The 17,431-nt window shown below is 69.2% G+C and carries 22 protein-coding genes; 13 read left to right on the forward strand and 9 right to left on the reverse strand.

What is annotated here, in order from left to right; genetic code table 11:
• The first annotated feature begins 25 nt into the window (after positions 1–25).
• From K1T35_RS11535 to K1T35_RS11550, 4 genes are all read left to right on the forward strand, one after another.
• Positions 26–1,468, forward strand: coding sequence for an MFS transporter (locus K1T35_RS11535; RefSeq protein ID WP_220260156.1), 1,443 nt, complete (start codon positions 26–28; stop codon positions 1,466–1,468).
• Positions 1,465–2,334, forward strand: a complete 870-nt coding sequence (locus tag K1T35_RS11540; protein WP_220260157.1) for a DUF899 family protein — start codon at positions 1,465–1,467, stop codon at positions 2,332–2,334. Before K1T35_RS11535 ends, K1T35_RS11540 begins: the two co-directional genes overlap by 4 nt.
• Before the next feature lie 201 nt (positions 2,335–2,535).
• The gene (locus K1T35_RS11545) at positions 2,536–3,126 is read left to right on the forward strand and encodes a DUF3558 domain-containing protein (RefSeq protein ID WP_220260158.1); all 591 of its coding nucleotides are present in this window, start codon (positions 2,536–2,538) and stop codon (positions 3,124–3,126) included.
• Between the two features lie 109 nt (positions 3,127–3,235).
• Positions 3,236–3,571, forward strand: coding sequence for a hypothetical protein (locus tag K1T35_RS11550; RefSeq protein WP_220260159.1), 336 nt, complete (start codon positions 3,236–3,238; stop codon positions 3,569–3,571).
• A gap of 327 nt (positions 3,572–3,898) precedes the next feature.
• Here the strand turns inward: K1T35_RS11550 and K1T35_RS11555 are convergent, their stop codons facing one another.
• Positions 3,899–4,111: a DUF397 domain-containing protein gene (locus tag K1T35_RS11555; protein WP_220260160.1), complete on the reverse strand. Its 213-nt coding sequence runs from the start codon at positions 4,109–4,111 to the stop codon at positions 3,899–3,901.
• Positions 4,108–4,995: a helix-turn-helix transcriptional regulator gene (locus K1T35_RS11560; RefSeq protein ID WP_220260161.1), complete on the reverse strand. Its 888-nt coding sequence runs from the start codon at positions 4,993–4,995 to the stop codon at positions 4,108–4,110. The genes K1T35_RS11555 and K1T35_RS11560 overlap by 4 nt, the downstream gene beginning before the upstream one ends.
• Before the next feature lie 372 nt (positions 4,996–5,367).
• Here K1T35_RS11560 and K1T35_RS11565 point away from each other — a divergent pair, with 372 nt between their 5' ends.
• Positions 5,368–5,613, forward strand: a complete 246-nt coding sequence (locus tag K1T35_RS11565; protein WP_220260162.1) for a hypothetical protein — start codon at positions 5,368–5,370, stop codon at positions 5,611–5,613.
• On the forward strand, positions 5,606–6,172 hold the full coding sequence (locus K1T35_RS11570; RefSeq protein WP_220260163.1) for a 7-carboxy-7-deazaguanine synthase QueE: 567 nt from the start codon (positions 5,606–5,608) through the stop codon (positions 6,170–6,172). The genes K1T35_RS11565 and K1T35_RS11570 overlap by 8 nt, the downstream gene beginning before the upstream one ends.
• Before the next feature lie 4 nt (positions 6,173–6,176).
• Here K1T35_RS11570 and K1T35_RS11575 read toward each other — a convergent pair whose 3' ends face one another.
• Positions 6,177–6,563, reverse strand: coding sequence for a hypothetical protein (locus K1T35_RS11575; protein ID WP_220260164.1), 387 nt, complete (start codon positions 6,561–6,563; stop codon positions 6,177–6,179).
• A gap of 16 nt (positions 6,564–6,579) precedes the next feature.
• Here K1T35_RS11575 and K1T35_RS11580 point away from each other — a divergent pair, with 16 nt between their 5' ends.
• The 3 genes from K1T35_RS11580 to K1T35_RS11590 all read left to right on the forward strand — a co-directional run bounded on the left by K1T35_RS11580 (position 6,580) and on the right by K1T35_RS11590 (position 8,658).
• Complete coding sequence (locus K1T35_RS11580; protein ID WP_220260165.1) at positions 6,580–6,942, forward strand: hypothetical protein; 363 nt, start codon at positions 6,580–6,582, stop codon at positions 6,940–6,942.
• Between the two features lie 136 nt (positions 6,943–7,078).
• Positions 7,079–7,858, forward strand: a complete 780-nt coding sequence (locus K1T35_RS11585) for an SdrD B-like domain-containing protein (protein ID WP_220260166.1) — start codon at positions 7,079–7,081, stop codon at positions 7,856–7,858.
• Positions 7,855–8,658: an SdrD B-like domain-containing protein gene (locus K1T35_RS11590; RefSeq protein WP_220260167.1), complete on the forward strand. Its 804-nt coding sequence runs from the start codon at positions 7,855–7,857 to the stop codon at positions 8,656–8,658. The genes K1T35_RS11585 and K1T35_RS11590 overlap by 4 nt, the downstream gene beginning before the upstream one ends.
• Positions 8,659–8,748: 90 nt before the next feature.
• Here the strand turns inward: K1T35_RS11590 and K1T35_RS11595 are convergent, their stop codons facing one another.
• Both K1T35_RS11595 and K1T35_RS11600 read right to left on the reverse strand, forming a co-directional pair.
• A complete protein-coding gene (locus K1T35_RS11595) occupies positions 8,749–10,281 on the reverse strand; it encodes a plasmid pRiA4b ORF-3 family protein (RefSeq protein ID WP_220260168.1) in 1,533 nt (510 codons plus the stop codon).
• Positions 10,282–10,346: 65 nt separating this feature from the next.
• Positions 10,347–10,967, reverse strand: a complete 621-nt coding sequence (locus K1T35_RS11600; protein WP_220260169.1) for a PadR family transcriptional regulator — start codon at positions 10,965–10,967, stop codon at positions 10,347–10,349.
• Positions 10,968–11,024: 57 nt separating this feature from the next.
• Here K1T35_RS11600 and K1T35_RS11605 point away from each other — a divergent pair, with 57 nt between their 5' ends.
• Genes K1T35_RS11605 through K1T35_RS11615 form a run of 3 tightly spaced genes read left to right on the forward strand, consistent with a single transcriptional unit; the run spans position 11,025 to position 12,573 of the window.
• On the forward strand, positions 11,025–11,888 hold the full coding sequence (locus K1T35_RS11605; RefSeq protein WP_220260170.1) for a class I SAM-dependent methyltransferase: 864 nt from the start codon (positions 11,025–11,027) through the stop codon (positions 11,886–11,888).
• Positions 11,889–11,912: 24 nt separating this feature from the next.
• Complete coding sequence (locus tag K1T35_RS11610) at positions 11,913–12,206, forward strand: DUF1905 domain-containing protein (protein WP_220260171.1); 294 nt, start codon at positions 11,913–11,915, stop codon at positions 12,204–12,206.
• Between the two features lie 55 nt (positions 12,207–12,261).
• Complete coding sequence (locus tag K1T35_RS11615) at positions 12,262–12,573, forward strand: hypothetical protein (protein ID WP_220260172.1); 312 nt, start codon at positions 12,262–12,264, stop codon at positions 12,571–12,573.
• Between the two features lie 154 nt (positions 12,574–12,727).
• Here K1T35_RS11615 and K1T35_RS11620 read toward each other — a convergent pair whose 3' ends face one another.
• Positions 12,728–13,822 (reverse strand): right-handed parallel beta-helix repeat-containing protein, encoded by a 1,095-nt coding sequence (locus K1T35_RS11620; RefSeq protein ID WP_220260173.1) that lies wholly within the window; start codon positions 13,820–13,822, stop codon positions 12,728–12,730.
• Between the two features lie 118 nt (positions 13,823–13,940).
• Between K1T35_RS11620 and K1T35_RS11625 the strand changes: the two genes are divergently transcribed.
• Complete coding sequence (locus K1T35_RS11625) at positions 13,941–14,255, forward strand: DUF2695 domain-containing protein (protein WP_220260174.1); 315 nt, start codon at positions 13,941–13,943, stop codon at positions 14,253–14,255.
• Between the two features lie 35 nt (positions 14,256–14,290).
• Here the strand turns inward: K1T35_RS11625 and K1T35_RS11630 are convergent, their stop codons facing one another.
• Genes K1T35_RS11630 through K1T35_RS11640 form a run of 3 tightly spaced genes read right to left on the reverse strand, consistent with a single transcriptional unit; the run spans position 14,291 to position 17,240 of the window.
• Positions 14,291–15,580 (reverse strand): TRAP transporter large permease, encoded by a 1,290-nt coding sequence (locus tag K1T35_RS11630; protein ID WP_255621783.1) that lies wholly within the window; start codon positions 15,578–15,580, stop codon positions 14,291–14,293.
• A complete protein-coding gene (locus K1T35_RS11635; RefSeq protein ID WP_220260175.1) occupies positions 15,577–16,170 on the reverse strand; it encodes a TRAP transporter small permease in 594 nt (197 codons plus the stop codon). The genes K1T35_RS11630 and K1T35_RS11635 overlap by 4 nt, the downstream gene beginning before the upstream one ends.
• Before the next feature lie 14 nt (positions 16,171–16,184).
• Positions 16,185–17,240, reverse strand: a complete 1,056-nt coding sequence (locus K1T35_RS11640; RefSeq protein ID WP_220260176.1) for a DctP family TRAP transporter solute-binding subunit — start codon at positions 17,238–17,240, stop codon at positions 16,185–16,187.
• Positions 17,241–17,431 lie beyond the last annotated feature (191 nt).

The following is a 17,431-nucleotide window of genomic DNA, read 5'->3' on the forward strand; positions in this document are numbered from 1 at the left end:
GGACGCAGGAAGGGACTGCGGCATCATGACGACGACGATGGACGCGCAGGCAAAGATGACCAGCCGGCAACGGCTGATTGTGTTCTTACTGCTCGGCACACAGTTCATGCTCTCGGTCGACTACTCGATTCTGAACGTCGCGCTGCCCCACGTCGGTGCGGGCGTCGGCCTCGGGTTCTCCGGCATGGCATGGGTAATCACGGCGTACGCGCTGCCCGCTGCCGGATTCACATTGCTGTTCGGACGGATCGCGGACCTGCTCGGCCGGCGACGAATGTTCCTCATCGGCCTCACGCTGCTGGTCGTGGCGTCCCTCATGGGTGGGCTCGCGACGAACGCCACGGTGCTGCTGACCGCCCGCACACTGCAGGGTCTCGCCACCGCGATCGCCACCCCCGCCGCGCTGTCGTTGCTGATCACGTCGGTCAGCGACGAGAAGCAGCGGGCGCGGGTGCTCGGGCTCAACGGCGCATTGTTGTCCGCTGGGTTCACCGCCGGCGCACTGGTCGGCGGCACCCTTGTGGGCACACTGGGCTGGCGCTGGGCATTCCTGATCAACGTGCCGGTCGCGTTGCTCATCCTCGTGGTCACGCCGCTCCTGGTGCAGGCGAGCAGCGCCGCCGCGAAGGTCAAGCTGGACGTGCCGGGCGCGATCACGGTGACCCTTGGCCTGCTGGCGTTCGCGTTCGGTGTCACCAACCGGAACCTGTACGCCCTTGTTGGCGGCCTGGCGTTGCTGGTTGTGTTCTGGCGGATCGAGAAGCGGGCGAAAGACCCGCTGGCGGCCGTGAGCATCCTGTCCCGGCGCACCGTGAAGTGGGGCAACATCGCCGGTCTGGTCGTGTTCTCTATGGAGAGCGCGCTGATCTTCCTGATGACGCTGTACCTGCAGGACATCCTGGGCTTCACGCCGATAACCACTGGTCTGATCTTCGGCGTGCCCGGCCTGGCCTCGGTAGCCGCCGGCATCATCGCCGGTCGCCTCATCGGTCGGCACGGCCAGCGCAGGGTGCTCACCGTTGGCCTGCTGGTGCAGGCCGGCTGCACCCTCCCGCTGGTCCTGCTCGGCACCAGCGCCGCGTGGCTGTGGCTACTGCTTCCCGCACTCTTCATCGGGTTCTTCGGGCACGTGGCGGCGATCGTGGCCTTCATGGTGACCGCGACCTCGGGCTCGGGCCTGCCCGACTCCGAGCAAGGTTTGGCCACCGGCCTCGCCACGCTCACCCAACAGGTCGCCGTCGCCATCGGCGTCCCCATCCTCAGCGGGGTCGCGGCTACCCAGGTCGGTCTGCTCAGCGGTATCCGCGTGGCGATCATCTTCGACGTTCTGTTGACGGTGACCGTCATCGCACTCGTCTGGAACGGACTGCGGACCCGGCCGCAACCCGCGCCCAGCGAGGTGGATGACGCGGACGTCGCAGCAACTGGATTCGCACGGTCCGCCGTGCGGGAAGGAGAGATGTCATGAACGGGGAGTCCTGCTGCGGTGGTTCGGCACGCGTCAGCTCGTCCGGGACCGGCAGCGGCGGCGAGGCGGCGAGCGCACTGCCCGAGCCGGCGGTCGTCGACCGCGCCACCTTCCAGACCGAACTCGACGAACTGCGGGCTCGGGAGAAAGCACACACCCGGGAAGGCGACGCGATCGCCGCGGCCCGACGGCGCCTCCCCATGGTCGAGGTCGATCCCAACCTCGAGCTGATCGGGCCAAACGGGCCGCTCACCCTGCTCGATGCGTTCGAAGGGCGCCGGCAGCTCATCGCCTACTACGCAATGTGGTGGCCCGGCCGGCCCGCGCCCGAGCAGTGCGAAGGCTGCACGTTCTTCCTCAATCAGGTCACCGAGCTGTCCGCCCTGCACTCCCGTGACATCACCTACGCGGTCTTCAGCCAGGGCCGCAACACCGCGTTCGGCCCCGCCGACCCACAGGTGTCGTACGCCGAGAGCCTCCGTTACCGCGACTTCATGGGCTGGGACATGCCCTGGTATTCGGCCCAGCCCTCCCTCGACGCGCTCCTCGTCGGTCGCGAGAAGGGCTTGTTCCACCTCGTGTGCTACCTACGGGACGGCGACCGCGTGTTCGAGACCTACTGGACGAACCGCCGCGGCGTGGAGGCCATGGACTACAGCTATTCGCTCATGGACCGCACCGTCTACGGACGCCAGGAACCCTGGGAGGACTCACCCACCGGCTGGCCACAACACTGCTCCATGAGGTGTGACGGCGGCCCGCCCACGTGGCCGCCGGCATCTGAGGAGTGGGGCGGACGCCCCATCGCGCAGTGGGCACGTTTGGAAGCGGGTCATTCCGACGACCTCACCGCTAGGCGGCCCTGATCGGCGGGGTCGAGCTGATCGCCGACATGCCGTGGCCATCGGGATCCCCCCGGGTCCCTGCTCCCGGTGCCCGAACGTGGAAGTATCGGGCCGGCGCTGATGGCCGAGCGGCTGCCGTCGATGAGGTCCCGCGCGTTCCGCTGAACGCGACGTTCTCCAGAACGATGACCATAGGGTGACCGGACGGCTACGGTGCTCCTCGTGCGACGGCTGCTCGGTGCGGTACTGGCGGTTCTGCTGACCTCTGCGTGTGCCGTCCAAGGGGCGGCGAGCCCCGTAACCCCATCGACCTCGGCGGCCGCCCGGCCGGGCGGCGCGATCGAGCTGCCATCGCGACCGCGGGAGGTCCGGCTGGACCGGGTCGACCCGTGCTCGCTGCTGACGGAGGAACAGCGGGCGGAGCTGGGGTTGGACGGTCGGCCGGTGTTCTCGGAGGCCCCCGTGGGTCTGTACGGGGGAGCCGACGTGCCGCTGTGCACCATCGGCGGGTTCGAACCGCGGGCGGTGACGGCCGGGCTGAGCCTGGTGACGAGCATGGGGATCGAGCGGTACACCTCCGGGGAGCTCGCGGCGGAACTCCGCCCGATCACCGTGCGGGGTTTTCCGGCCCTTGTGGCGGTGCCGACCCGGTTCACGGATTACTGCACCGTGGTCGTGGACGTCGCACCGGGCCAGTTGCTGGACGTGCAGTTCGCGTCCGGGGGGCGGCGGCCGCCGATCCCGCAGCCACAGCTGTGCCAAGACGCGCAGAGCGTGGCGGCCGAGGTGATGGCGACACTTCTGAACGGCTGAGGCGCCACCGAGGCGTTCACGATCGCACACGATCTTCGCTCGTCGGCCCGCTGATGTGCCGCGGCGGGTCTACCGTCAGATCAATCCAGTGCTGATCCGAGGAGGGCACATGTCCGGCCCGCTATCGCCCGCAGCCCTGCGAATCGAGCCTTCTGCGATCCCAGCAGTTCGGGCCGCTTTCGACGCGTCGATCGCGGAGCTCAAATCACACCTCGTCAGGCTTCGCCAGGAGGGCTACATCTCCCAGCCCTGGCTCGGCGACCCCGTGAGCGCCGAGGCCGCAACCGCGTACAACGACCGCGTGATGGACGCGGCGAACGGGTCGTACGCGGCGATGGTGGCGTACGAGGCGGAGCTGCTCAGGGTCCGCGACTCGCTGCAGGCCATGGAGGACCATTACCGGCGCACGGAGGGCGAGAATGCGGCCCTGTGGGGGCGGGCCTGAGCGACGCGAGAGGCCGGTCGGGATTGCTCCGGTAGCGATTGCGCGTGCCGCGCCGAGGATGGTCGGGCCGGGGCGGCCTGGGCAGTGGAACAGCGCGGGACACCACCCGGGCCACAGGCGCGGCCACCAGCCCGTCCGCGGCCGGCCGCAGGTGCAGTCACCGACGTCCAGCGCCCGACATCCTCGCTGACCGGTACCACAGGTCGCCTCCGTGGCCGGGACGGGCAATCGCTGCCGAGTGACACGACTGCCGCGCGAGGACGCACGGGAACCCTGTTGGCGGATGGTCGCGTAGAGCTCCGTTGCGGATCCCGCGAAGGAGCCGGACTACGCCAGGTCGAACTCGCCGTCCTTGGCCCCTTCGATGAAGGCCAGCCATTCGTCGCGGGTGAAGACGTGCGCCGGCCCCGCGCCCTTGTCCTTGCTATCGCGCAGCCCGACGCGCCCGCCCCCGAGGAAGGCGACCTCCACGCAGTTGGCCTGGCCGTTGCTCCGGCTGCTCTTGAACCACCTGGCCGTGGCCAGCTCGTCGCTGCTCATTGGTTGAACTCCTCTACTGTCTTCAGGATCAGGTCCCGTGATGCCGCCTCGTCGACGGCAGCGGTCCAGATGTCGGCGAATGCGGTGCGGTAGCGCGCGATCTCTCCGGCCTTGTCCAGGAAGAGTGAGCCGGTGAAGCCGTCCACGTAGACCGTCGGGGGCTCGCTGGCGCGCCCATTGCCGCTCACCGGGAACTCCAGCACGACGAACGGCCCGGACATGATTCCGGCGTGCATGCCGATGTCGAAGGGCAGCACCTTGAGTGCGACGTTGGGCAGGTCGCTGACCTCGACGAGCCGCGCGAGCTGCGCGCGTATGACGGCCGTGCCGCCCACGGGGCGGCGCAGGATCGACTCGTTGAGCACGACCCGCAACTCCGGTGCGGCGGTGACCCGCGTGATGAGCGACTGGCGCGCGATGCGCAGCTGGACCCGACGCTCGATCTCGTCGTCATCCACTCCGGGATTGTCGGCGCGGATCAGTGTGCGGGCGTAGTCCGCGGTCTGGAGCAGCCCAGGCACCAGCTCGGCCTCGTACCACAACAGGCGGGAGGCGGCCTCCTCCAGGCCGATGTAGACGTCGAAACCCTCGGGGATCACATCGCCGCCATAGCTGAGCCACCAGCCTTTGGCCTTGGTCTCCTTGGCGAGCGCCATCAGCCCCTCGGTGAGGTCGGCCGGTGCGTCGTAGATGCGGCACATCTGCTCGACGTCCAGGGAACGCATCGAGGTCTGCCCCGTCTCGATCCGCCAGATCTTCGCCTCCGACCACTCCAGCGCCTCGGCCGCCGCCCTGACCGTCAACCGGGCCTGTCCGCGCAGGTCGCGTAGGTAGCGCCCGAGCTGCCGCCTCGGCACGGTCGAACCCGTCGTGCCCTCGGTCATCCCCCGCTGCCTCCTCGCTGTGAAGGGATCCTATCACTCGATTTGAAAGACTCCGAGCGCTCGATATGAAAGGAATTCGCGCGACCGGATGTCGTATTTCGAGTGTCTCAGGTGAGATCTTGCATTGCGAGTCTTGGGGGTATTCACTCGGGGCATGCAGCGAGTTGGGCAGCGATCCCCGATTGATGCGGCAATCGAGTTCGTGGCGATGCGGCCCGACGTCGGGGCGCGGATCCTCGCGCGGCACTACGCGCTCGGGAATGGAATATGCGCCGGATGCGCCGCCTCCGCGACCCGGCACCCGTGCCTGGTCCAACGCATCGCGGTGTTGGCGGGCAGGCGCCCGACTCCGCCACCTCGTGAGGGGGCGGAGTGAACTACTCGGCTTACGCCACCCTCGTCACCAGCCAGTTCGGGGAGCGGGCGGCCCATCAGGTCCTCGACTGGCACGCCGGTGACAGGACCGGTCTGCTCCGCACCGTCTGCGGTCGATTGATCGTCCCCGCCCCCATGGTGGCGCCGATCGGGACGCCGTGCACCGCCTGCACGGCGCTGGCTCCGGGCCGGCCGCCGGCTCGCGGTCGGGGACGCCGATGGCGGATCCTGCGCCGTGGCTGACGCATTCATATCCTTCCAGGGGGAAGGGCCGATGATCGGTCACCGCGCCGCATTCGTGCGGATTTCCGGGCATCGGGGGAGCGATATCGCGGCGTGGCTGGAATGCCAACGGGTCGACCTTCTCGTCCTCACCGGCGATGAACCACTGCGACAGCAGCAAGCGTTGGTGGAGCTGGCCCGGTCGGTGGGGACGTCCGTGCGGCTACTCGTCGAGACGCAGGGCACGATCACGCCCGCTCGGGAGGTCGCCGAGCTGGTGGACGTGTTCGTGGTCAACGTGAAGCTCGCGCATTCGGGTGTCGCGCGCACGGCGCGGATCGTGCCCGAGGCGATCGCGGCGTTGGCGGTCACCGGGAAGGCGCACTGGAAGTTCGTGGCCAGGACGATCAGCGACCTCGGCGAGATCGCGGATCTGGTCGAGGAGTTCGCGCTGCGGCCGGTGTGGGTCGTGCCGTACGGGACGACGCCCGCCGCCGTGCTCGACGGTCAGCGGCGCCTGGCCGACGCGGTCCTCGGCCGAGGCTGGAACCTGAGCACCCGGCTGCACATCCTGCTGTGACCGGTCAGCGGTTCCGGTGCTTCATCAACGCCTTCCGCGCCGCCTTCGACACGGCCTTCGCCGGGTGGCGCGCACCGATCACCTCGAGCACCTTGCCGACCCGGGGATGATCCATCCGCCAGAGGGTCTCCATCGGCTCGGGGAGCATGTCCTCCTCGTCCTGCAGGATGTCGAGGACGTCCTCCGGTTCGCCGAGGTCCAAGGTGGCGGCGAGAACGTCGACCAGCCCGCCGAGCAGCCGGGCCGGTTCCACCGACTGGGGGTCGAACTCCGCGTTGTCCGACAGCCAGTGCAGGACCAGGCCGTCGTGCGGGCCGCCCATCTGACGCCGGACCGCGGGCACCGCGTGCTGCCCGACCACGTCCGCCACCGCCTGCAGGCCGAGCAGCACGGGTGGCCGGCTCCCGGTGTTCGGCGGTGATCTCGGTGACGAGCGCGTCCGCCGCCTTCGCCCGGTCGGGCTGGGCGGCGAACCAAACCTCCGCGTCGGCCTCCCACTCGGACGGCGGGATCTCTCCGATCAGGCCGGCGATGTAGGCCGCGTCGGCACCGGCGAGGTCGGCGCGGACCGCCACCGGAATGCCGGCCTCCCGGACCAGCTCGACCGCGACCGGAATGCCGGCGGCGGTGAGCGTCGCGATCCGGTGCCGCTCCTCGCAGCCGGGGCACTCCTCCTCGGCGTCGGCGAGGGTGAGGACGCCCAGCTGCTCGAGCCGATCCAGCTGGGCGTCCAGCCAGATGCGGACCGCGCGACGGCTGCTCGGACCTGACGCGCGATGGCACCCTGGAAGACGATCTTGGCCGGCCTGCCCGATGGGGAGGGGCACGCGACGCCCGGGGAGTTGCATTCCCCTCGACAAAGGGGATAACGCCAGGCCGGCTTGTCGCGTTGATCAAGGTATGGGCATGACGAGTACCTGGTGTGTGGCCGCGCTCGCGGTCGTCACTGGCGTGCTGTCGGTGCCGGCGCCCCAGGCCGCTGAGCCGGTAGTGCTCAGCGGAACGATCTGGCGGGACGCGAACGCCAACGGCCTGCGCGACCCTGGGGAGCCGGGGATGCCCGAGGTCGGGATGGGTGTGCTCAAACCGGACGGATCGCTGGCCGACTCCGGGTACACCGCATCGGACGGTCGTTACCGGTTCGAGGGCATGCCGCCGGACACCTACCGAGTGGCCATGCTCGTTCCTGTCGGCGAGACCCTGGTCCGCCCGAACGCGGGTGACGACGCCGCGGACTCCGACCTGGGCTGGACCGACGCGACCGGTGAGCCGCTGTCCTGCACGGGCGGCGACTGTGCGGTCGTCGATGCGGGGCTGGTCCCGAAGGCGACGGACCTCGTCCTGTCGGCGGAACCGCGCGAGATCCGGCTACCCCAGGGCAGTCGCGCCGAGGTCACGATCGTGGTGCGCAACTCCGGCAACGAGCCCACGCCAACCCGCATCACGATCCGGGAGACCGAGGCGGGCCCGGTCGACCTGGGCACAAGTCCCGTTTGGGGCTGCGTGGGGAAGGGATCCGCCTTCTTCTGCACCCACGAGGGTCTGCTGGAGCCGGGCCAGTCCACCCCCGAGCTGAGGATCCCGGTGACGGTTCCCGCGCAGCCCGACACCCTGAACCTCAACGCGCCGGCGTCCGAGGACGTCAATCCCGCCGACAACGAGATCGATATCACCATCACCCCATGAGAGCAGCGATGATCCGCACGAGGGCCCTGGTCGCGGTGGCGCCGCTGGTCTTGCTTCCGGCGCTCGGCCCGGTGGCCGATGCCCCGGAACCGGTCAGCATCAGCGGCACGACTTGGTTCGACGCGAACTTCGACGGGATCCGGCAGGACACCGAGGGCGAGCTGTGGAAGTTGCCGGTCCGGGTCGAGCGCGCCGACAGCCCCGACGTCGTCGCCACGGGCGAGACCGGCGTCGGCGGGCGGTACGAGTTCACCGACCTCCCGCCCGGCCGGTACAAGGTGATCATCAGGGGTGCCTCGGAGCGCGGGCCGACCCGCCAGGACGTCGGCGACGACCGCACCGACTCCGACATCGACCAGCTCTACGGCCAGTCGAACGCGCTCGACTGCACCGGCGGTCCCTGCACGGTGGTAGACGGCGGGTTCGCCGAGTCCCACCTCGATGTGGGCATCGAGGTCGACCCGGCCACGGTGAAGCTTCCCCCGCAGGGCAGGGCCAGCGTGAAGGTGACCGTGACCAACACTGGCACCCGGCCCTGGTGGGCATCGGTCTACCTTCCGCCGCAGGGTGTCGCGGTGGAGAACCCGGGCGGCGAGGGCTGGGTCTGCAACACCGTCGACCCCCGCCGCCCGAACTGCTCGCGCTTTGGCGAGTTTTTGATGCCCGACGAGACACGGCATCTGTGGTTCGACGTCGTTACCGTTGGGGCGCCCTCGGGCACCGTCGACGTGTCGGTCCTGCCGGGCAACGACGACAACCCGGCCAACAACCACGGACTGGTCCACGTCACCGCGAGATAGATGTGGTGCTGACCGTGCGCCGTTGCTGCCGGGTGGCGGGTCGTCTGCGGGCGATTCGTCGGGTGATGGTGTTGATCGCGGCCCAGCGGATCATGGCCTCGGACACGGCGGGGTCGCGTTCGTAGTCGCGGGCCAGGTGCGGAGGGCGGCGCGCGCGAAGGTGATCCCGTGGGGTGTCGGACGCTCGTCTCGCCGGTACGAGTCGCCGGTCAGCGCGTCCAGCCGCCGGAGCATGCTCCTGGTGGCCCATGCAGCGTGGCCGGCGTCGCTACCGGTGATCGGGCTGCCATCACCCCTCATCCAGCCGATGGCGTGCAGCGACCGGGCGATGATGGCGTTGACGTCCTCCGTCAAACCGGCCGCGACGCCGATCAGCAGGATCATGCCCGCCTGGGTTTCGCAGCGATCGCGGGACTCGGGGGGAGTCCGTTCTGCGACGTGCCACCACAACTCGACGGGGTCGGTGCGCAGCCGGCGTCCGCGGGTGGTGAGCAGCAACTTCCCGCGGTGCTTGCGGAGGAGCCCCATCTTCTGCGCGGACTCCCGCAGGTCGAGCACCGGCATCGTGTGGCTCTCGCGGTTGTGCTTGCCGATCCACTCGTCCGCCAGCCCGAGCTCGGCCGCCGCGGCTTCCACGTGCACCGGTGGGAGGTAGCCCGCCCCGGTGAGTGTGATGCCCTCGTCGCCGACCCGGTCGAGCAGCCACGTGTACGGGCGAACCATGCGTGCGGCGGTGTCCGCGTCGATCTCCGTGGGTTGGTCGAGCGTGGCGTCGCTAATGAGCTTGCGCAGCCGGATCTGCTCCCCGGTGTCCCGCAGCGTGCGTACGAGCTCCGCGAGCGGCTCGGGCAGGCCGCCCACCGACTGCGGTGGGAGACCCGCCAGCTCTTTGTTAATCTCGTCGATGGCGAAGGGTGTCGGTGCGACACCGTCGGGTTCGACCTCGGGTCCGTAGATGCGGGCGATCTCGGCCCGCGCATCGGATTGGTCCGGGCGGGTCGGGTCGGTCGCCGCGCTGAACAGCTCGTAGCCGGTGACGCCACCGCAGTCCTCCGGCGGGCCGGGTCGTCGCCCGCCGCTGCAGATCGCCCGCGGTGCGCCGTCGGCACGGGGCAGTACGGCTTCGAGCCGCAGGGTGTGCTCCCAGTCGTCCCCGAAGTCGTAGACGTAGAAGAGCTCGTCGTCGACGTCGGCGAGCACCTCGTCGAGGCGGACCTCGCTCTCGGGGATGCCCTCCTCGCCTTCCTCGACCTCGAACGGGCAGAGGTAGAGCTCGCCCGCGCTGAACCGGTGCAGGTGGCTGTCCGTCCAGCCGAATGCGATCTGCAGGACGTCGTGCAGCTCGTCGAGGCGCATGTCGGAGGCGAGCTCGAGGCGGCGCCACAGCGGCGGCGTGGTGCCGGTCAGTTCGACGCGGACGCGGTAGGTGACGACATCAGCACGGGGCTCACGCCGGCGGGATGGGCCCGTCCGCTCGAGGGCGTCGGCCCCACCGAAGCCGCCGGCCAGGCGGTTCAGGAGCGCTTGCATGTCGGCCGGCCCCATGCCGGCGAGCTGGGCCTCGAACTGCGTCAGTTGCTCAGCCCCCGCGGGCTCGTCCATGGGCGATCCAGGTCGGGACATCGCACAACGCTACGAGGCGGTTCGCCGTCGGTGTACCGCGCGGGTGCACATGTCGCACCTACGCGTCACCACTCCGCCCGCCGCACGATCTGTTCGAACGCCGCCTGGTCGGGCACCGCCTGCGCCGGATCGTCGGGCCACTGCTCGACCTGGCCGGCCGCCCACTCGGCCCACTGCGCCACCATTCGGTAGAACTCCGTGAGAAATGCCCCCGCGAGCATGTTCTGCGCCGCCCGGTACTGGAACGGCCCGCGGCCCTCGAGGTAGGCCCGGCCGGTGGCGAGGTTCTCCTCGTTGCGCTCCTTGGCCCATTCGTTCGCGGCCGCGATCGTGGCGAGTGCGTCGGCCTTCGTCCCGTGCTCCGCGAAGGAGATCTTGAGCAGCTGCTCGAACTCGAGCACCGGCCCGGCGCCCGGTGACCGCAGCCATTCCGCCAGTGCCTGCCTCCCGGCCGGCGTGATCGAGTAGACGGTCCGCGGCCGCCTGCCGACGCGTTCGGTCGTCGCCTCCGCCAGCCCGTGGTCGACCAGCTTCTTCGGCTCTTCGTAGAGCTTGCTCTGCGCACGCGGCCAGAGCCGGCCAAGGCTGCGGTCCATCTGCCGGGTCAGCTCGTAGGTGCTCCACGGTTGCACCGCGAGCAACCCGAGGATCGCGAAGGACGTCGTCGTGAGCGGGCCCCTTGACACATCATCCCCTTGGGAGTATCTACGGATCGTCCCATTGGGAGTATAGGGAGGCGTGTCATGGTCAGCACGCGCCAGGTCGACCCCGCGAACGCCGAGCAACTGCGGGCGTGGGACGGGTCCGAGGGGGCCTACTGGGCGGCCCACGCCGAGCGGTTCGAGCAGGCGCTCAGGGATTACGACGGGCCGTTCTTCGAGGCCGCGGCCATCGCGCCCACGGATCACGTCCTGGACATCGGATGCGGCACCGGTGGGAGCACCCGCGCAGCCGCCCGCCGTGCGAGCGCCGGTTCGGTGCTCGGCGTCGACCTGTCCTCGGCGATGCTGGAGGTCGCGCGCAGAGCGGCGGAGCGCGAGGGGTCGACGAACGTGTCGTTCGAGCAGGCCGACGCGCAGATCCACCCCTTCGGTGAGGTTGCGTTCGACGTCGCGATCAGCCGGACGGGGGCGATGTTCTTCGGCGACCCGCACGCCGCGTTCACGAATATCGCGCGGGCATTGCGTCCCGGCGGACGGCTCGTGCTGCTCGTCTGGCAATCGTTCCCGCGCAACGAGTGGGTCGTCGAGATCATGGGCGCGCTCGCCGCCGGCCGGGAACTTCCGGCGCCCCCACCCGGCGCGCCGGGCCCGTTCTCGATGGCCGACCCCGACCGCGTGCACGCCCTCCTGTCGTCGGCGGGGTTCGACGACGTGTGGGTGTCCGGGTTGGAGGAACAGATGTGCTTCGGGCTCGACCCCGACGACGCCCACCGGTTCGTCTCCGGCCTCATGCACTGGATGCTCGACGGGCTCGACGACGTGGCCCGGGCCAGCGCGGTGGACGCCCTCCACCGCACCATGCGCGCACACCACGCGGCGCAGGGCGTCACCTTCGGATCCGCCGCTTGGCTCGTCACCGCACGGGTGCGCCAGGCTCCGCCGTAGATCAGCCGCCTACTGTTGCTGTCCATGGAGTGGACCTTCACCGCAGACGTCTTCGCCTGGGACGAGGACGGGCCGTCGTGGCGCTTCCTGCGGCTGCCCGTTGAGGTCGCCGACGAGGTCCGGGACGTCGCGGGCGAGCCAGCGGGGTTCGGCTCGGTGCGGGTGCACGTCCGTATTGGCGAGACGGTGTGGGCGACGTCGGTGTTCCCGGAGAAGGCCAGCGGCAGCTACCTGCTGCCGGTCAAGAAGTCGGTGCGGGAAAGGGAAGGCTTCGACGCAGGCGACAAGGTCACGGTCCGGCTCGACCTGACGATCTGACGGCCCAGCTCGCCGCCCGGACCGGCCCACTTCCGCCACGACGACAGGGAGCCCCGTGCCGGAGTACCGCGCCTCCTTCGACGCCGTCATCACCTTCAGCAACGGCGGTGACCTGACGGTTCACGGCTTTCGGGTCGACGTCCCGTCGGCCGATGTCGACGAGGCCGAGATCGCCGCGCTGTTCGTCGCTTCACTCGGCTTGCTGATGACGGAGTCCGTCCGGCTCAGCCAGGTCACGATCTTCGCTGAACCGCACAAGGGGACGTGGCGGGCAGCTCCGTCGAGGCGCCTTTCCACCGCTACGCCGACCTCACCGCCATCCCGCTGGCCCGGACCGTCGACCTACCGGCGGTGGTCGCACGGCTGACCGGTCTCGACCAACTGCGCCCACCGGCGTCCGCTTCACCGCCGTCCCCCTCCGCATCGAAGGGATGGGCACCATCCCCGTTCGCGCCTTCGCCAGGTTGCCCACGGGCGCACAGCCCACCTGAGCACAGCGGCCCGGAGCCGGACCCGGCCGGCTACAGGGGCAGGCAGATCGCCGTCGGGTCGCCGATCTGGTCCTTGAAGTCGCCGACGGCGTTGCCGCCCTCGTTGGCGGTCATCACGTTGCCGCAGATCTTCCCGTGCGGCCCGAACTCCTGGACCTTGATGCCGCCGCGGGCGTTGTCGGTGATCACGTTGTTGTGGATGTCGTTGTCCACCGCGTCGCCGGGCAGGTCGCCGCCGATGCGGATGCCGGCCGCGGCGTTGTGGTGGATGTGGTTGAACCGGAAGGTGTTGGACGGCCCGCGGGACTCCATCGCTCCCGAGTTCCCGTTGCGGGGGAGCTGGCCGGTGCAGGTGTTGAACTCCACCACGTTGTCGCGCGCGGCTTCCTTGATGTCGACGCACTCCGCGCCATTGGTGTCGATCACGTTGCGCGCGATCCGGTTGTCGTTGGACAGGTCCGGTTCCGGAGAAGGGTTGTTGGCGAGTTGCTCCGGCGCCGTGCCGATGTAGATGCCCTCACCGTTCTGGCCGGTGGTGGTGTTCGGGACGGCGAAGTCGTGCACCCCGCACGGGCCGATCTGGTTGCCCTCGATGGCACTGCGGGTGGCGAAGTACTTCATCCGGATGCACTCGCCGCCGAGGTTCGACAGGCGCATGCCGGTGATCTTCGTCCCGCTGACCCCGTCATTCGCAACCGTGCTGACGACGTAGATCCCCTTGTCGCGATAGCACGCCTCGACGAGGTCCGCGCAGACCTTGCCGTCGATCGTGAAGCCTCGCAGCGTCGTGTCGTCGTGGTGGACCTGGAACACCCGGGCGGCGCCGGCCCCCTGGAGGACGGCACTGCGCGGGCCGGACACCGTCACACCGGGACGCACGGTCTTCACGTCCTCGGCGTACGTGCCCGGGCGCAGGAGGACGGACTCACCCGTCTGGGCGAGCGCCAACGCCTTGTTGATGGTTCGGAACGGGCGTCCGGCCGAGCCGGTCCCCGCGACGTCGTCACCGCGGGCCGGATCCACCTCGTAACGGCCTGCCACCTGGGGTTCGGCGGCCGCGGCCGGCGAGGCGATCAACCCGCAGAGCGTGACGGCGACTGCGATGACCCCGGTCCTGATCTTCACTCGATCAGGCTATCCATGATCCTGAGACATCCCTCAGTCGGGGTATGCCATGACGACTTGTGGACAACTCCGGTCCGCTCGCCCGGCACCGTCGGTGCGCCGGGGCACCGTCGGCGCCATGACGAACCTCTTCGACGACCTGCCATGGCACGAGAACGACGACCTGGACGACCTCGAGCCGGACGGCCCGGAGCTGAGCCTCTCGCTGGACCAGCAGGCCGCGCTGGCCGATGCGGTCCAGGAGCGGCGGCGTTCTTGTGACGGCACGCTGAGCGCCGCCCGGGAATGGGCCCAGCGTGCCGGGGTCGACTGGCCGCCGTTGCGACGCGAGCTGGAGGAGAACGGCGGCTACTGCGACTGCGAGGTCGTGCTGAACGTGTTCGGCGGCGATTTCGACCGGATCTTCGACCTCGGAGACGCCGAGCCGGACTGACCGGCCCGGCGTCGGCTACCACCGTCCTCGAACGGCTACCCGCCCCCGAGCAGCGCGAGCGAGATCGCCGGGACGTAGGTCACCAGGAACAGCGCGGCAAGCAGCACGATGGCCGTCGGTATCGCCGCCCGCGCGACCTGCAGCACGGTCATTCCCGACATCCCGCTGGCCACGAACAGGTTCAGGCCCAATGGCGGCGTGACCATGCCGATCTCCAGGTTCATCACCATGATGATCCCGAGGTGGATCGGGTCGACGCCGAGCTCGAGAGCGATCGGCAGCAGGATCGGGGCGATGATGAGGATCGCGCTGGACGTCTCCATGAAGCACCCGGCCACCAGCAGGATGACGTTGACGAGCAGCAGGAACGTCCACTTGTCGAGCTCGTAGCCCAGCAGCAGCTCGGTGATCTCACCCGGGATCCGCTCCGAGGTGAGCACGAACGAGAACAGGATCCCGTTGGCGATGATGAACATGATCATCGCGGAGGTGCGGGACGACGAGAGGAGGATCCCGCCGAGGTCCTTGAGGTCCAGCTCCTTGTAGACGAAGACGGACACGATGACCGCGTAGAACACGGCCATGGCGGCCGCCTCGGTCGGGGTGAACACGCCGCCGTAGATCCCGCCGAGCACGAGTGCCGGAAGGGCGAGGCTCAGCACCGCGTCCCGGAGGGCACGGAGCTTCTCGGCCGTCGTCATGTCGATGGCGTGTTCGCCGGTGCCGTAGCCCTGTCGGCGGGAGATCACGAACACCAGGCCGAGCAGCATGAAGCCGGCGAGGAGGCCGGGGAGGATGCCGGCGACGAACAGGTCGCCGATCGACTCCTCCGTCGCGATCCCGTAGACGATCATCGGGATCGACGGCGGGATGAGGATGCCGAGCGAGCCGGACGTCGCGATCAGGCCGGTCGAGAACCGCTTCGGGTAACCGCTCGCGATCATCGCCGGGATGATCAGCGTGCCGACGGCGACCACCGTGGCCGGGCTGGACCCGGAGATGGCGGCGAAGAACATGCACGCCAGCACGCCGGTCATCGCCAGGCCGCCGCGGAAGTGGCCGACCACCGCGTTGCACGCGGTGATGAGCCGCCTGCTGATCCCGCCGCGGCTCATGATGCTCGCGGCGAGCACGAAGAAGGGGATCGCCATCAGCGGGAACGTGTTCAGGGAGTTGAACAGGCGCTCCGGCACCTGGGTGAGGGGGATCGTCGTGAAGTAGAAGAAGTAGGCGAACGACGTCAGGCCCAGCGCCACTGCGATCGGGGTGGAGGAGAACAGCAGCGCGAAGAGGATGACGACCAGCGCGATCGAGGCCTCCGTCACCGGTCGTTCTCCTCGGGGTCGTCGCCGATCTCGCGGCGGGTCCGCTCGACGTCACGGACGTCGGTGCCCGAGGCCTCCGCCTCGATCTCGAGGAGCGAGCGGCGCGCCTCGGCGAAGGCGTCGACACCGCGCGCGTTGCGCACGAGGATCTCCAGCGCGCGCAGGAGCATCAGCGTCAGGCCGATGGGCACCGCCGCCTCCACCACCCACAGCGGCAGCTTGAGCGATGGCGTGATCGTCGAGGTGGAGAACGGCTCGAACAGCAGCAGCCACGCGAAGAAGCCGATGCACACGAGGTACACGACGGTGATGGCGGCGGCGAGGACGGCGAAAGCGCGCTTGCCGCGCGCCTTCAGGAAGGCGCCGAAGACGTCGACGTTGACGTGCTCGTTGTGCCGCAGCGTGATGACGGCACCGAGGAAGGTCGAGTAGATGATCAAATAGATGATCGCCTCCTCGGACCAGAACAGGAAGATCCCGAAGAGGTACCGGAGCAGGACGGCGACGATGGCGATGATCGTCGCCAGGCCGAGGGCCGACGCGGCGAGGACGTTCTCGATCCGCGTCAGCACCCGGTCGAATCGCTGCACCGAAGGGCGCTGCACTACTGGGCGTTCTGCTGGGCGAGCAGGTCGTTGACGAGCTCGGGCCCGATGACGTCCGCGTACTGCTGCCAGACCGACGGCACCACGCGGTCCTTGAACGCCTTGCGCTCCTCCGCGGTCAGTTCGGTGATCGTCGTGGTGCCCGCCTGCTCGATGGTGGTGCGGGCGTCCTCGTTCAGCTTCGCGGCGACCTCACGGTTGTAGGTGCTGGCCTCGTCGGCCGACTCCTGGACGACGGTCTGGAGATCGGCGGGCAGGCTCTCGAAGAACTGGTTGTTGATCACCAGCACGTACCCGATGTAGCCGTGGTTCGAGGCGGTGATGTGGCGCTGCACCGTGTGCATGTTCTGCGACTCGATGTTCGAGTACGGGTTCTCCTGGCCGTCGACCACGCCCTGCTGGAGTGCGTTGTAGACCTCGGAGAACGCCATCGGGGTGGAGCTGGCGCCCCAGCTCTCGAACTGGCTGCGCAGCACGTCGGACGGCTGGATGCGGAAGCTCAGGCCGGCCAGCGACTCGGGCGTGCGCATCTCGGTGTTCGACGAGAGCTGCTTGAGGCCGTTGTCCCAGAGACCCATCACCTTGATGTTGTTGGCGGCGAGGGCCTCGTTCTCGTAGATCGCCTTGCCCGCCGCAGAGTCGGGGGAGACCACATTGGGGATGTCGTCAACCGTGTCGAACAGGAACGGCAGGTCGAGCACCTGCAGCGCCGGCGCGATCGTCGTGAACTTGGCGCTGGCGGGCGCCAGCATCTGGACGCTGTTCGACTGCAGGGCCTGCAGCTCGTCCTTGTCGCCGTAGAGCTCGGAGTTCGGGTAGACCTCGACGGTGATGCGGCCGCCCGAGCGCTGCTCGACGATCTCCTTGAACTTCACCGCGGCCTGGCCCTTCGGGGTCGCCGGGGTGACGACGTGCGAGAACTTGATCGTGAAGGTCTCGCCGCCCGCCGCATCGCCGCCACCCGCGCCCGCTCCGCGCATCCCGCACGCGGCCATGGCGACCGCCCCGATGAGCAGCAGCACCGCGAACTGAGCACGACGTCCTTGTCGTCCCATGATGTCGTCCTTCCCCACGCCGGGCGGATCGAATGATCCGGATACTCGTGCAGGACATCCGGCTTGGGAAGGTCCCGTCGCTAACGGTCCGATCCCAGCTTCCCCGCCCGGTGGGCGCCAACTCACCTCGATTGCTCCATGTGACGCACGATCGCTGGTTCAATCGATCAGGGGAGCACGAACGGGGGACG

It is taken from the genome of Pseudonocardia sp. DSM 110487 (assembly GCF_019468565.1).
Classification (GTDB): domain Bacteria; phylum Actinomycetota; class Actinomycetes; order Mycobacteriales; family Pseudonocardiaceae; genus Pseudonocardia.

Bases quoted from the DNA above. Each gene is read 5' to 3' on its own strand.
- K1T35_RS11535 (WP_220260156.1), top strand. From the start codon at position 26: ATGACGACGACGATGGACGCGCAGGCAAAGATGACCAGCCGGCAACGG.
- K1T35_RS11540 (WP_220260157.1), top strand. From the start codon at position 1,465: ATGAACGGGGAGTCCTGCTGCGGTGGTTCGGCACGCGTCAGCTCGTCC.
- K1T35_RS11550 (WP_220260159.1), top strand. From the start codon at position 3,236: ATGTCCGGCCCGCTATCGCCCGCAGCCCTGCGAATCGAGCCTTCTGCG.
- K1T35_RS11555 (WP_220260160.1), bottom strand. From the start codon at position 4,111: ATGAGCAGCGACGAGCTGGCCACGGCCAGGTGGTTCAAGAGCAGCCGG.
- K1T35_RS11560 (WP_220260161.1), bottom strand. From the start codon at position 4,995: ATGACCGAGGGCACGACGGGTTCGACCGTGCCGAGGCGGCAGCTCGGG.
- K1T35_RS11585 (WP_220260166.1), top strand. From the start codon at position 7,079: ATGACGAGTACCTGGTGTGTGGCCGCGCTCGCGGTCGTCACTGGCGTG.
- K1T35_RS11590 (WP_220260167.1), top strand. From the start codon at position 7,855: ATGAGAGCAGCGATGATCCGCACGAGGGCCCTGGTCGCGGTGGCGCCG.
- K1T35_RS11595 (WP_220260168.1), bottom strand. From the start codon at position 10,281: ATGTCCCGACCTGGATCGCCCATGGACGAGCCCGCGGGGGCTGAGCAA.
- K1T35_RS11605 (WP_220260170.1), top strand. From the start codon at position 11,025: ATGGTCAGCACGCGCCAGGTCGACCCCGCGAACGCCGAGCAACTGCGG.
- K1T35_RS11610 (WP_220260171.1), top strand. From the start codon at position 11,913: ATGGAGTGGACCTTCACCGCAGACGTCTTCGCCTGGGACGAGGACGGG.
- K1T35_RS11625 (WP_220260174.1), top strand. From the start codon at position 13,941: ATGACGAACCTCTTCGACGACCTGCCATGGCACGAGAACGACGACCTG.
- K1T35_RS11640 (WP_220260176.1), bottom strand. From the start codon at position 17,240: ATGGGACGACAAGGACGTCGTGCTCAGTTCGCGGTGCTGCTGCTCATC.